Origin of the sequence: Azospirillum sp. A23, from assembly GCF_042938965.1 — a bacterium.
In the GTDB taxonomy this organism is placed as follows: Bacteria; Pseudomonadota; Alphaproteobacteria; order Azospirillales; family Azospirillaceae; genus Azospirillum; species Azospirillum melinis.
Window position 1 is genome coordinate 228572 of the sequence record NZ_CP170667.1, and the last position, 13760, is coordinate 242331.

General features: G+C 67.2%; 12 protein-coding genes. 1 reads left to right on the forward strand and 11 read right to left on the reverse strand.

Annotated features, from left to right (window positions below; genetic code table 11):
• Positions 1-106 precede the first annotated feature (106 nt).
• The 4 genes from ABNQ40_RS18400 to ABNQ40_RS18415 all read right to left on the reverse strand — a co-directional run bounded on the left by ABNQ40_RS18400 (position 107) and on the right by ABNQ40_RS18415 (position 4267).
• Complete coding sequence (locus ABNQ40_RS18400; RefSeq protein ID WP_109051951.1) at positions 107-1048, reverse strand: Hsp33 family molecular chaperone; 942 nt, start codon at positions 1046-1048, stop codon at positions 107-109.
• Between the two features lie 167 nt (positions 1049-1215).
• Positions 1216-2169 (reverse strand): ornithine carbamoyltransferase, encoded by a 954-nt coding sequence (gene argF / locus ABNQ40_RS18405; RefSeq protein ID WP_109051952.1) that lies wholly within the window; start codon positions 2167-2169, stop codon positions 1216-1218.
• Complete coding sequence (locus tag ABNQ40_RS18410; protein ID WP_199235612.1) at positions 2166-3323, reverse strand: aspartate aminotransferase family protein; 1158 nt, start codon at positions 3321-3323, stop codon at positions 2166-2168. The genes argF and ABNQ40_RS18410 overlap by 4 nt, the downstream gene beginning before the upstream one ends.
• Before the next feature lie 140 nt (positions 3324-3463).
• A complete protein-coding gene (locus tag ABNQ40_RS18415) occupies positions 3464-4267 on the reverse strand; it encodes an ABC transporter permease (RefSeq protein ID WP_109051954.1) in 804 nt (267 codons plus the stop codon).
• Positions 4268-4449: 182 nt separating this feature from the next.
• On the opposite strand from ABNQ40_RS18415, the gene ABNQ40_RS18420 reads away from it, so the two are divergent.
• Positions 4450-5073 (forward strand): regulatory protein RecX, encoded by a 624-nt coding sequence (locus tag ABNQ40_RS18420; protein ID WP_247880070.1) that lies wholly within the window; start codon positions 4450-4452, stop codon positions 5071-5073.
• 259 nt (positions 5074-5332) lie between these two features.
• Here ABNQ40_RS18420 and rpmB read toward each other — a convergent pair whose 3' ends face one another.
• From rpmB to ABNQ40_RS18455, 7 genes are all read right to left on the reverse strand, one after another.
• On the reverse strand, positions 5333-5632 hold the full coding sequence (rpmB, locus tag ABNQ40_RS18425) for a 50S ribosomal protein L28 (protein ID WP_012973047.1): 300 nt from the start codon (positions 5630-5632) through the stop codon (positions 5333-5335).
• A 230-nt stretch (positions 5633-5862) separates the two neighbouring features.
• Positions 5863-6600, reverse strand: a complete 738-nt coding sequence (locus tag ABNQ40_RS18430; RefSeq protein ID WP_109051955.1) for a phasin family protein — start codon at positions 6598-6600, stop codon at positions 5863-5865.
• Between the two features lie 213 nt (positions 6601-6813).
• Positions 6814-7824, reverse strand: a complete 1011-nt coding sequence (gene meaB / locus ABNQ40_RS18435) for a methylmalonyl Co-A mutase-associated GTPase MeaB (protein WP_109051956.1) — start codon at positions 7822-7824, stop codon at positions 6814-6816.
• A 110-nt stretch (positions 7825-7934) separates the two neighbouring features.
• Complete coding sequence (locus ABNQ40_RS18440) at positions 7935-9575, reverse strand: ABC transporter ATP-binding protein (protein WP_109051957.1); 1641 nt, start codon at positions 9573-9575, stop codon at positions 7935-7937.
• A gap of 25 nt (positions 9576-9600) precedes the next feature.
• Positions 9601-10686: an ABC transporter permease gene (locus tag ABNQ40_RS18445; protein ID WP_109051958.1), complete on the reverse strand. Its 1086-nt coding sequence runs from the start codon at positions 10684-10686 to the stop codon at positions 9601-9603.
• A complete protein-coding gene (locus tag ABNQ40_RS18450; protein ID WP_109051959.1) occupies positions 10686-11795 on the reverse strand; it encodes a microcin C ABC transporter permease YejB in 1110 nt (369 codons plus the stop codon). Before ABNQ40_RS18450 ends, ABNQ40_RS18445 begins: the two co-directional genes overlap by 1 nt.
• Positions 11796-11856: 61 nt before the next feature.
• Positions 11857-13716 carry an extracellular solute-binding protein gene (locus ABNQ40_RS18455; RefSeq protein WP_109051960.1) on the reverse strand — a complete coding sequence of 620 codons (1860 nt, stop codon included), beginning with the start codon at positions 13714-13716 and terminating at the stop codon, positions 11857-11859.
• Positions 13717-13760: the final 44 nt, after the last annotated feature.

Consider the following 13760-nt stretch of genomic DNA (forward strand, 5'->3'; position numbering starts at 1 on the left):
TGCTTTCGGCAACCTGGGTTACTGGAAAAGGAAAGGGGCGCGGCGCGGACGCCGCGCCCCCATGAACGCGTTTTTATCTGACCCTATTCCCACGAGGGAGGCGAGGTCAGGAGGCAGGGCCATAGACGCGGTCGAGATCCGCGTCGGTGAAGTGGTAGTCGGTCGAGCAGAACTGGCAGGTCACCTCGACCCGGCCGTCGTCGATCTTCAACTCCTGCACCTCTTCGCGGGGCAGGCTGCGCAGCATGTTCTCCACCCGCTCGCGCGAGCAGCGGCAGCCGAAGCGCAGCGCGTTGCCCTCATAGATCCGCACGCCGTCCTCGTGGAACAGGCGGTAGAGCAGGTCGGCGGCCGGCAGGTCGGTCGACAGCAACTCGTCACCGGTGACGCTGGCCATCAGCGCCATGGCGCGGCGCCAGTCGTCCTCGCTGTCCGACGCGGTCAGTCCCTGTTCCTGCGGCAGGCGCTGGACCATGATGCCGCCGGTCCGCCAGGGGCCGAAGGAGCCGTCCGGCAGCGCCGCGCGGTCGACCGAGACGGTCAGGCCGGTGTCGATCTGCTCGGACTGGCGGAAGTAATGCTGGACGCAGTCGGTCAGCGTCTTGCCGTACAGCTCGACGATGCCCTGGTAGCGGTCGGTGTCGGGGCCCTGGTCCACCGTGAAGGCGATGTAGCCCTTGCCCAGCAGCGCCGCGGCCGGGGCGATATCGACGTCCCGCTCGGCCTTTGCCAGCGCTTCCGGATCGAACTGGGCATAGGCGCGCACGTCGCCGACCGAGGTGATGTCGGCCACCATCAGGCTGATCGGCCCGTCGCCCTTGGTCTGGAGCGTGAAGATGCCCTCGTACTTCAGCATGCTGGCGAGCAGCACGGCGAGCGTCGCCGTCTCCGCCAGGAAGCGGGCGACGGTCGGCGGATAGTCGTGGCGGGTCAGGATCTCGTCGATTGCCGGCCCCAGCTTGACGATGCGGCCGCGCAGGCGCGACGCCTCGATCTGGAACGGCAGGACGAAATCATCGGTGAGCGGGCGGACGGACGGATCGTCCATAGGGCAGATTCCTTAAGACAGAGACCGGTTATGCAGGCGTAGGGCCGAAGATCGGGGTGCGGAAGGGTCGAATCAAGGCCGGTAGGGCACCCATGCGAATTTGGCCCTCTCCCGGGGTGGGGAGAGGGCCAATCGAAGCGTCGACTGCAGGGATCGGGCGTGGACGGTCAGTCCAGCACGCCCATGCACCAGCCGAGGATGGCCTTCTGGGCGTGCAGGCGGTTTTCCGCCTCGTCCCAGACCACCGAATGGCGGCCGTCGATCACGCCGTCGGTCACTTCCTCGTTCCGGTGGGCCGGCAGGCAGTGCATGAACAGCGCCTCGGGATGCGCGTGCGCCATCAGCGCCTCGTTCACCTGGTAGGGGGCGAGGATGGCCGCGCGCTCGTCCACGTCGGTGTTGTGCATCGAGGCCCAGGCGTCGGTGATGACGCATTCGGCCCCACGCACCGCCTCTTCCGGGCTGTCGGTGACGACCAGACGGCCGCTGCCCTCGCGCTCGGCCCAGGCCAGCAGCTCCGGCGACGGGCCGTAGACGGTCGGGCAGGCCAGACGCAGCTCGAAGCCGAAGCGGACGGCGGCGTGCGCCCAGCTGACCGCGACGTTGTTGCAGTCGCCGATCCAGGCGATGGTCCGGCCGTTGATCGGACCGCGATGCTCCTCGAAGGTCATCAGGTCGGCCATGATCTGGCAGGGGTGGGTCTGGTCGGTCAGGCCGTTGATGATCGGAATGCTGGCATGGGCCGCCAGCTCATGCACCCGCTCCTCGCCGGTGGTGCGGACCATCACCGCATCGACGAAGCGCGACAGCACGCGGGCGGTGTCGCCGATGGTCTCGCCGCGGCCCAGCTGCATGTCGTCGGGCTTCAGCACCACGACATTGCCGCCGAACTGCTGCATGCCGACTTCGAACGACACGCGGGTGCGGGTCGAGGGCTTCTCGAAGATCAGGGCCAGCGAGCGGCCGGCCAGCAGGGTGGAATGGGCCAGCCGGTCCTTCTTCAGGTCGGCCTTGATGCGGACGGCATGGTCGAGCAGGCGGCGCAGGGTGGCGCCGTCCATCCGGTCGATGTCGAGGAAATGCCGAACCGTGCCGTTGGCGGTGTTGTTGTCGCCGTTCATCCCACGCACTCCTGCGCCGTCCGGTCGAGAATCCCGACGGCTTCGTTCACTTCGGCTTCGCCGATGTTCAGGGGCGGCAGCAGCCGCACCACATTGTCGCCGGCCGGAACCGACAGCAGGCCGTTGGCGCGCAGCTTCACCACCACCTCGCCGACCGGCTGGCCCAGCTTGAGGCCCAGCATCAGGCCCTGGCCGCGCAGTTCCAGGAACATCGACGGATGCCTGGCGATCAGTTCCTCCAGGCGGCCGCGCAGCAGGGCCGAGGTCTTCTGCACGTCGTCCAGGAAGCCCGGCGCCAGCATGACGTCCAGCACCGCATTGCCGACGGCGGTCGCCAGCGGGTTGCCGCCATAGGTCGAGCCGTGGGTGCCGGCGGTCATGCCGGATGCCGCACGCTCGGTCGCAAGGCAGGCGCCGAGCGGGAAGCCGCCGCCGATGCCCTTGGCGACGCACATGACGTCCGGCGTGATGCCGGCCCATTCATGGGCGAACAGCTTGCCGGTGCGGCCCATGCCGCACTGGATCTCGTCCAGGAACAGCAGCAGGCCATGCTCGTCGCACAGCGCACGCAGGCCGCGCAGGAACTCCACCGAGCCGGCACGGATGCCGCCCTCGCCCTGGATCGGCTCGACGCAGATGCCGCCGGTGGCCGGCGTGATCGCGGCGCGCACGGCGTCGAGATCGCCGAACGGCACCTGATCGAAGCCGTCCAGCAGCGGGTCGAAGCCGTGCACCAGCTTCTCCTGCTTGGCGGCCGAGATGGCGCCCAGCGTGCGGCCGTGGAAGGCCTGCTCGAAGGTGATGATGCGGTTCTTCTGCGGGTTGCCGCTGTCATAATGGTACTTGCGGACGGCCTTGGCGCCGCATTCCCACGCTTCCGCACCGGAGTTGGTGAAGAACACCGTGTCGGCGAAGGTCACCTCGGTCAGGCGCTTGCCCAGGCTCTCCTGCCCGGCGACCCGGAACAGGTTGGAGGTGTGCCACAGCTTCTGCGCCTGCTCGGTCAGCTTCTCAACCAGATAGGGATGCGCGTGACCCAGGGCGTTCACCGCGACGCCGGCGGCGAAGTCGAGGAATCGTCGCCCGTCGGTCGCGTAGAGATACGGACCTTCACCGCGCTCGAAAACGACATCGGCGCGGGCGTATGTGGGCATAACGACGGGGATCACGGCTTTGGTCTCCCAAAAAAGGAAAATCCGGCGGCCATGCCTGACCGCCGGGAACGGCAAATATCCGGAGATTGATGGGTTCTGTCAACGGACAGGGGTGAAAAAGCGCTGTTTTCGCAGCGTCTTCACGCCTTAAGCTTGTAGCCGGTCTTGAACATGCGCCAGGCGAGCCACCACAGGCCGGCATTCACGCCCAGCATCACCGCCACGCCCAGCCAGCGCGCCCCGTCGGACACCCCGATGAAGCCGTAGCGGAAACCGTCGATCATGTAGAAGAACGGGTCGAAATGGGCGACCCACCAGAAGACCGGCGGCAGGGTGTCGACCGAATAGAAGGTGCCGGACAAGAAGGACAGCGGCGTCACCACGAAGTTGGTCACGGCGGCGATGTTGTCGAACTTCTCCGACCAGACGCCGCCGACCAGACCCAGCAGCGACAGCAGCATCGACGCCATCACCGCATGGAACAGGACGAAGCCCGGATGCGGCATGTGCATCGGGATCACCGCCCAGATGGCGAGGCCCGTCACCAGACCGACCACGATGCCGCGGGTGACGCCGCCCAGCACGAAGCCGCTGACCAGTTCCATCGGCGACAAGGGCGGCATCAGGATGTCGACGATGTTGCCCTGGACCTTGGCGATCACCACGGAGGAGGAGGTGTTGGCGAAGGCGTTCTGCACCATCGCCATCATGATCAGGCCGGGGGCCAGGAACTCCAGGTAAGGCGTCGCACCGACCATCCGCACCGCCGACCCCAGCGACAGGGCGAACACCGCGTAATAGAGCAGCGTCGTCACCACCGGCGCCCAGACGGTCTGCTGGTGCACCTTGATGAAGCGCCGCACCTCGCGTGCGTAGAGCGTCCACAGGCCGATCCAGTTGACGGAACCGACATTGCGCGGCATGGGAGGAAGGGGAAGGGTCATCGCGTCACGATCTGCCTTTTGGGAACCGGCACCCGCGGTTTCGGCCCCCTTGGGGGAGCCGGGTGAGGGCCGGAACTGTTTCGCCAGGAAAGGGCGCCGGATAGGTCACGGACCGCCAGTAAGGCCACGGACTGTACGTGCGGCCCGCCCATCCGGCAACCGCCGCCGCCGAAGGGACTGCCATGAACACCGACGATAAACGCCCTTTGAACAAGAGCGCCGGGAACAAGACCGCCGGAGACAAGGCTGCCGGTCCGCCGGCGAGAAAGCCGCCGAAGCGGGTCACGCCGCAGTATCTGGAAAACGCGGCGCTGCATTATCTGGAGCGCTTCGCCAGTTCGACATCCAATCTGCGCCGGGTGCTGATGCGCAAGGTCGATCTGTCGGCCAAGGCCCACGGCACCGACCGCGAGGAGGGTGCCCGCTGGATCGACGAACTGCTGGCCCGCTATGTCCGCAGCGGCCTGCTGAACGACGAGACCTATGCCCGGATGCGCACCGAGATCCTGCACCGCCGCGGCGCTTCCACCCGGCTGATCGCCCAGAAGCTGGCCGGCAAGGGCATCGGCCGTGACGAGGCCGACAAGGCGCTGGACAGCCTGCGCGAGGATGTCGGACCCGATCTGGATTTGACGGCGGCGCTGGCGCTGGCGAAGCGGCGCCGTCTGGGGCCCTACCGGCGGCCGGACCAGCGCGCGGCGCAGCGGGAGAAGGACATGGCGGCGCTGGGACGGGCCGGCTTCGGCTATGAGATCGCCCGGCGGGTGGTGGATGCCGAGGATCCGGACGGGCTGCTGGAGGAGTAGGGCGGCGGCAGATGGATCCTTGATGATGGAACGGCGTGGAACATCTTTCCGGAGATGTTCCATGGTTCACATCGCAAGAAATGAGAGGCCCGGAAATGGCGGGCCCTAAAACGACGAAACGCGCGGCACCCTTTCGGATGTCGCGCGCCGCTCTCTTACCGGGAGTCGGAATCGTCCTGTACGCGTCCTAAACTTCTTCAGCGGAGCGGCAAGCGCCCCGCGTCAGCACACCAAACGCGCCCCAGAATCGGGGAAGCGATCAGGCCGCAGCCTGCTGCTTCTCCTGCGCCTTGGAGATCCGGCGCTTGATGCGACGGGCATCCAGGCTCAGCACCGCGTCCTTCGCATCGAGCAGGAAGGCGTCGAGGCCACCCTTGTGCTCGATCGAGCGGATCGCGTTCACCGAGAGGCGCAGACGCACCAGCTGACCCAGGCTGTCGCTGAGCAGCGACGTTTCCTGGAGGTTCGGCTGGAAGCGGCGACGATTCTTGTTGTTGGCGTGGCTGACGTTGTTGCCAAACTGCGTGCCCTTGCCGGTCACGGAGCACCGACGTGCCATCGGACTGTTCCTTTATTTTAGCAAATGAAACCCGGTAACGGACGGCCTGCCGCCCGAAGGAGGCCGCTATATAGTCGAACAAAAGCGCCGTCGTCAAGCCTGTCGTCAAGCCGGGAACCGCGATGAAACCGTTAAAGCCCGAGTCGTCGCGGGATTGTGGAGAGTCGAAGCGCGGCGGCCTCTTCGATCCGACGAAGAGACGAGCCGCGCCAATCTTGTGCCGACGGGTGTCAGTTCACGGTCGGGGAGGTCTTCGACGCCGGCTTGGCGGCCAGCGGCTTGGCGGGGCGGCGCTGCGCCGGCTTGGCCACGGCCTTCGCCTCGGCGGCGATTGCCGCGGCGGGGGCAGCCGTCTCGGCCTTCACCGTTTCGACCAGTTCCTTCACCGGAACCTCGACCTGCTCGGCGGCCGGAGCGGCAACGGTGGCGGCGACCGGAGCGGTCTCCGCAGCAACAGCCGGAGCCGGGGCCGGGGCGGCCTGCGGAGCCTCGACGGCCGGCGCCGCGGCGGCGATTTCGACCTTCGGGGCCTCGACCTTCGGCGCGGCAACCACCGGGGCTGCCACCGGTGCCGGCTTCAGAGCCTCGGCCTTCGGGGCCGGGGCAGTGATGGGGGCCACGGTGGGGGCGGCCACCGGGGCAGCCTCCGCGGCCGGAGCCGGCAGGGCGGTGATCTCGGCGGCGATCTTGCTGGAGACGTCCAGGAAGCCCTGTACGCTCTCGGTCACGCGGGCCTGGGTGGTGGACAGCCAGTCGCGCTGCAAGGCCGCCAGATCGGCGGGGTTGCGGGCCTTGCCCAGCCCGGCGGCCAGGCGGCTGGCGTCGTTGACCGAGGCGGTGACGCCGTCGAACCAGCGGCGGTAGCCGTCCTGCACCAGCGTGGCGACGCGGGCGGACTTGGCGGCAGTGGTCTGGGCGTTGGTCTTGAACAGGTTCAGGACGTTGGCGGGGGTCGGCTGAGCGGTCATGGCGTTGTCTCCCGTAGAGCAAGGCATATTGGCGGAAACGGAAAGGCCGCTCCGGCGTAACCCCAGGAGACCGCGGGCACCCCGGCCCAAGCGACGGATGCGAACCGACAAAGTCGAATCGGCGCACGTCGCCCCTTTCCCGCCCGGTGCAGAATAGCCCTACGGCTGGTGCGGCGCAACGGATTTGTTGCGGTGCAACATAAGCTGAACGGTTTATGCGCCATCCGTCCGGTCGAGGAAGCGCCCGAGAAGGGTGTGGGCCGCCGCCGCCGGGATGGTGGTTCCGGCTGTCACCTCCGCCTCGAGTCGCGCCAGATCGGCCCGCACCGCCGGATGGGCGCGGAAACGGTCGATCAGCGTCTCGCGGATCTCGCTCCACAGCCAGGCACGGGCCTGCTCCGCCCGGCGGGTGGCGCGGGCGCCGTTGGCCTCGGTCAGCGCCTTGTGCTCGCCGATGGTGTCCCAGATCGTGTCGATGCCCACCTTCCGGAAGGCCGAGCAGCTGAGAACCGGGACCCGCCAGTCGCCATGGCGCAGCAGCGTCAGCGCGTGGCGGTAATCGGCGACGGTGTGGCGGGCGGTGGCGGCGAGGTCGCCGTCGGCCTTGTTGACGACGACGAGGTCGGCCAGCTCGACGATGCCCTTCTTGATGCCCTGCAGCTCGTCGCCACCGGCCGGCAGCAGCAGCAGCATGAACAGGTCGACCATGTCGGCGACCGCGGTTTCCGACTGGCCGACGCCGACCGTCTCCACCACGATCACGTCGAAGCCGGCGGCCTCGCAGACCAGCATCGCCTCGCGCGTGCGGCGCGCCACGCCGCCCAGCGTCGCACCGGCGGGGGAGGGGCGGATGAAGGCGTCGGGATCGCGCGACAGGTCGACCATCCGGGTCTTGTCGCCCAGGATCGAGCCGCCGGTGCGTTGCGACGACGGATCGACCGCCAGCACCGCGACCTTGTGCCCCAGCCCGATGACATGCAGCCCGAACGCCTCGATGAAGGTCGATTTCCCCACCCCCGGCACGCCGGAGATGCCGAGTCGCACCGAGTTGCCGGTATGGGGCAGCAGCGCCGCCAGCAGTGCTTCGGCGGTGGTGCGATGGTCGGCGCGCGTCGATTCTATCAGCGTGATCGCCCGCGCCAGCGCCCGCCGGTCCCCCGACCGGACGGCCCCCGCAAGTTGGGTTGCGAGGCGGGCGGCGTCTTGCGGGGCGGTGTCGGTCATGGCGGCGGTATCGGCTTGTGCGAGGGAAGGGCTACCCTACCCGCGGAGCGGCTTGGGATAAAGCCCATGCCTGACGCAGACGCCTGATGTCCATGCCCGATGGCGACGCCTCACGTCCGCACCGCCGGCGACTCGACGGCCTCCAAATTCAGCGCGGCGGCGAGCAGGGCGCGGGTATACTCCTCGCACGGCTCCTCGAAGATGCGCTGGGTCGGCCCCTGCTCGACCACCTTGCCGTCCTTCATCACCATGACGTGGCTGGACAGCGCCCGCACCACCCGCAGATCGTGGCTGATGAACAGATAGGCGAGGTTGTGGCGGGCCTGGATGTCGCGCAGCAGATCGACGATCTGTGCCTGCACCGACATGTCGAGCGCCGAGGTCGGCTCGTCCAGCACGACGAATTTCGGCTTCAGCACCAGGGCGCGGGCGATGGCGATGCGCTGGCGCTGGCCGCCGGAGAACTCGTGCGGGTAGCGGTTGCGCGCCTCGGGCGGCAGGCCGACCTCCTCCAGCGCGCGGGCGACCATCGCCCCGCGCTCCTTTTGGTCGCCGATGCCGTGGATGCCCAGCCCTTCGCCGATGATCTGGCCGACCGACAGGCGGGGCGACAGGCTGCCGTAGGGGTCCTGGAAGACGATCTGCATCTCGCGGCGCAGGCCCCGCAGGCGCTTCGGCTGCCAGCCCTGGATGTCGGTGCCGTCGAAGCGGATGGCGCCCTCGCTGGCGTGCAGCCGCAGCAGGGCCAGCCCCAGCGTGGTCTTGCCCGATCCCGATTCGCCGACGACGCCGACGGTGTGGCCGCGGCGGACCGCGACATCGACGCCGTCCACCGCCTTGATGTGGCCGACGGTGCGGCGCAGCAGGCCCTTCTTGATCGGGAAATGGACCTTCAGCCGGTCGGCGGCCATCACCTCCGCCGCATCGTCGGGCGGCGACAGCGGGTTGCCGCGCGGCTCGGCCGACAGCAGCTTCTTCGTGTAGGCGTGGCGCGGGCGGATGAACAGGTCGTCGACCTTGGCCTGCTCGACGATCTCGCCCTGGTTCATCACGCAGACGCGGTCCGCCATCTTGCGCACCACGCCGAGGTCGTGGGTGATGAGCAGCAGCGCCATGCCGAAGCGGCTTTGCAGATCCTTCAGCAGCGCCAGGATCTGCGCCTGGATGGTGACGTCGAGCGCTGTGGTCGGCTCGTCGGCGATCAGCAGGTCGGGCTCGTTGGCGAGTGCCATGGCGATCATCACGCGCTGGCGCTGTCCGCCCGACAGTTCGTGCGGGTAGGCGGTCAGCCGCTTTTCCGGGTCGGGCAGGCCGACGAGGCGCAGCAGTTCCAGCGTGCGGGCGCGGGCAGCGCCGGCCGACAGGCGCTTGTGCAGGAACAGGGTCTCGTTGATCTGCCGCTCGATGCTGTGCAGCGGGTTCAGCGAGGTCATCGGCTCCTGGAAGATCATGGCGATGCGGTTGCCGCGCACCTGACGCAGGGTCTTCTCCTCGGCACCCAGCAGCTCGGTATCGCGGAAGCGGATCGAGCCGGCGGGGTGGTGCGCCATCGGGTAGGGCAGCAGCTGCAGGATCGACAGCGCCGTCACCGACTTGCCGGAGCCCGATTCGCCGACGAGTGCCAGCGTCTCGCCCTTCTGAATGTCGAAGGACACGCCCTTGACGGCCTGGGTCGCGCCGGCACCCGAGCGGAAATCGACGCGCAGGCCCCGCACGGACAGGAGATCGGGGTTGGGGGGCATCAGGCTCATGTCGGGCTCTTGAGGGTCGTTATGGTCACTCCGCCGCCTCCTTGCGCGCCGCCGTCGCCGCCGCGGCCTCGCCGGGCAGCGCGGTGGACATCTGGGCGATGGTCTTGCGCGGGTCGAAGGCGTCGCGCACCGCCTCGCCGATGAAGATCAGCAGGCTCAGCATGATCGCCAGCACGAAGAAGGCGGTCAGGCCCAGCCACGGCGCCTGGAGATTGGCCTTGCCCTGGGCCAGCAACTCGCCCAGCGACGGCGAGCCGGGCGGCAGGCCGAAGCCTAAGAAGTCCAGCGCGGTCAGGGTGGTGATCGAGCCGTTGAGGATGAAAGGCATGAAGGTCAACGTCGCCACCATGGCGTTGGGCAGCACATGGCGCACCATGATGGTCACGTCGCCGGCGCCCAGCGCCTTGGCCGCGCGCACGTAATCGAGGTTGCGCGCCCGCAGGAACTCCGCCCGCACCACATGGACAAGGGCGGTCCAGGAGAACAGCAGCAGCAGGCCGAGCAGCCACCAGAAGGTCGGCGTCACCACGCTCGCCAGGATGATCAGCAGGAACAGGGTGGGAAGCCCCTGCCAGATCTCGATGAAGCGCTGAAACAACAGGTCGGTCAGCCCGCCGAAATAGCCCTGCACCGCGCCGGCCGCGACGCCGATGACCGAGGAGAAGACGGTCAGCACCAGACCGAACAGCACCGAGATACGGAAGCCGTAGATCAGCCGCGCCACCACGTCGCGTCCCTGGTCGTCGGTGCCGAGCCAGTTGTCGGCCGACGGCGGGGCGGGCGCCGGGACCGGCAGGTTGTAGTTGATGGTGCGGTAGCTGTAGGGGATCGGCGGCCAGACCATCCAGCCCTTGGCGGCGATCAGGTCGCGGACGTAAGGATCGCGGTAATCGGTCTCCGTCTCGAACTCGCCGCCGAAGGTCGTCTCCGGATAGGTGTGGAAGACCGGCCAGTAATAGTGGTTCTCGTATTCGATCAGCAGCGGCTTGTCGTTGGCGATGAACTCCGCCCCCAGCGAGACGGTGAACAGCACCAGGAAGATCCAGAAGGACCAGAAGCCGCGGCGGTTCGCCTTGAAATTGGCCAGCCGGCGCCGGGTCAGCGGAGTCATCACACCCTCCGCGAGTCGAAGTCGATGCGGGGATCGACCATCACATAGGTGATGTCGCCGACCAGGTTCATGATCAGCCCCAGCAGCGTGAAGAAATAGAGCGTGCCGAACATCACCGGATAGTCGCGGTTGATCGCCGCCTCGAAGCCGAGCAGCCCCAGCCCGTCGAGCGAGAAGATCACCTCGATCAGCATGGCGCCGGTGAACAGGATGCCGATGAAGGCGCCGGGGAAGCCGGCGATGACGATCAGCATGGCGTTGCGGAAGACATGGCCGTACAGCACGCGGTTCTCCGTCAGGCCCTTGGCCCTGGCGGTGGTGACGTACTGCTTGCCGATCTCCTCCATGAAGGAGTTCTTGGTCAGCATGGTCAGGCCGGCGAAACCGCCGATCACCATCGAGAACACCGGCAGCGCCATGTGCCAGAAGTAATCGAGCACCTGTTTGTACCAGGGCAGGCTGCCCCAATTGTCCGAGACCAGCCCGCGTAGGGGGAACCAGTCGAGGTAGCGGCCGCCGGCGAACACCACGATCAGCAGCACCGCGAACAGGAAGCTGGGGATGGCGTAGCCGACGATGACGACGCCCGAGGTCCAGACGTCGAAGGGCTGGCCGTCGCGCACCGCCTTGGCGATGCCCAAGGGGATGGAGACCAGATAGACGATCAGCGTCGTCCAGATGCCGAGCGAGATCGACACCGGCATCTTCTCCAGCACCAGATCGACCACGCGGCGGTCGCGGAAGTAGCTGGTGCCGAAATCGAACATTATGTAGTTCGACATCATGTGGATGAAGCGTTCGTGCAGCGGCTTGTCGAAGCCGAACTCCTTCTCCAGCTGCTTGATGAAGGCGGGATCCAGGCCCTGGGCGCCGCGGTACTTGCCGCCGTTGTCGCCGCCGGTCTGGTTCTGGCGCTGGGCGGCGTTGGCGTCGCCGCCGGCGCTGCCGCCGATGCGCGAGGTCGCCTCCACCGCGGTGCCCTGGACGCGGGCGATCATCTGCTCGATCGGGCCGCCGGGGGCGATCTGCACGATCAGGAAATTGATCACCATGATCCCGAACAGGGTGGGGATGATCAGCAACAGGCGGCGGATGATGTAGGCCAGCATCGCGGGTGTCCCGACCCTCCCCAGTCTTCTAAGGAAACGACAGCTTAGACCAGACCACAGGTCAGGGTCCCGTACGGCGTGCGCTGTTGGCGAGCTTGGCGTTCTTGTCCGCGTCGATCCACCAGCTGTCCGGGAAGCCCAGGCCGTACTTTGGGGCAACCGCCGGATGGGAGAAACGGTTCCAATAGGCCACGCGGTACACCGTGTCGTGCCAGTGCGGGATGACGTACCAGTTCCACAGCAGCACGCGGTCGAGCGCCCGCGTCGCGGCGATCAGCGACGCGCGGTCGGGGGCGGCGATCAGCGTCTCCACCAGCTTGTCGATAGCCGGGTTCTTGATGCCGATCGAGTTGCGGCTGCCGGGCTGGTCGGCGCGCGAGGATTCCCAGTAATCGCGCTGCTCGTTGCCGGGCGACAACGACTGCGGGAACCGCTCGATAATCATATCGTAATCGAAATTATCGCTGCGGTTCTGGTACTGCGCGCTGTCGACCACGCGGATCTGCGCCTCGATGCCGGCGCGTTCCAGATTGCGGACGAAGGGCTGGACGATGCGCTCCATGTCGGCCTGGACCAGCAGGAACTCGAAGCGGAAGGGCTGGCCCTGAGCATTCACCAGCTTGCCGTTCTTGAGATCCCATCCGGCGTCCTTCAGCAGGCCCAGCGCGGTGCGCAGGTTGCCGCGGATGTTGCCGCTGGCGTCGGTCTTCGGCGGCTCGTAGGGTTTGGTGAACACCTCGTCCGGGATCTGGCCGCGGAAGGGTTCCAGCAGCTTCAGTTCCTCAGGCGACGGCAGGCCGGTGGAGGCCAGTTCGGTGTTGGCGAAATAGCTCTTGGTGCGCTGGTACAGGCCATAGGACAGGTTGGCCCGCGTCCATTCATAGTCGAACAGGTAATTCAGCGCCTCGCGCACGCGGCGGTCCTGGAAGATCGGGCGGCGGATGTTGAACACGAAGGCCTGCATGCCCTGCGGATCCTCGTGCTTGATCTCCTCCTTGATGATCTGGCCGTTCTGCACCGCCGGAACGTTGTAGCCGGTGGTCCAGTTCTTCGACGAGTTCTCCAGTCGGAAATCATAGGCGCCGGCCTTGAACGCCTCGAAGGCGACGTCGAGGTCGCGGTAATAGTCGTAGCGGATGCGGTCGAAATTGTAGCGGCCGCGGTTGATCGGCAGATCCTTCGCCCACCAGTCCTTGACCCGCTCATAGGTGATGGCGCGGCCGGCCTGCACGTCCACCACCTTGTAGGGGCCGCTGCCGATCAGCGGATCGAGGGTCGTGGTGGCGAAATCGCGGCTGGCGAAGGCATGCTTGGGCAGCACCGGCAGCTGGCCCATGATCACCGGAAGCTCCGGATTGTTGCCATCCCGGAACGAAAATTTGACCGTCCGCTCGCCGGTCTTCTCCGCCTTCGTTACGTCAGCGTAATAGGTGCGGTAGAGCGGATGGCCCTTTTCCTTGAGCGTGTCGAAGCTCCAGATCACGTCGTCCGCCGTGACCGGCTGGCCGTCGTGGAAGCGGGCCTCCGGCCGCAGGGTGAAGGCGACCCAGGTGCGGTCGGGAGCGACCTCGATGCTTTCGGCCAGCAGGCCGTATTCGGTGATCGCCTCGTCGCCGTTGCTGGTGGTCAGGGTCTGGAACACCAGCCCGGCTCCGGCGGCGGCCTGCCCGCGCAGGATGAAGGGGTTCAAATTGTCGAAGCCGCCGAAGGCCATCAGCTTGACCTCGCCGCCCTTCGGGGCGTCGGGATTGGCATAGTCGAGATGCTGGAAGTCCGGTCCGTATTTCGGCTTGCCGTACAGGGCCAGGGCGTGGCTGCCCTTTTCCTGAGCCGAGGCAGGAGATGCCGGCAGAAGCGCTGCCGCCATCATCACCGCTGCCGCCGCCATACCGGTGCCCAGCCACCGCATCCGACCCGTCATGCCCGATCCCCTCCCTCGCTTGTTTTCTCGAAAAGCGTTCAGCT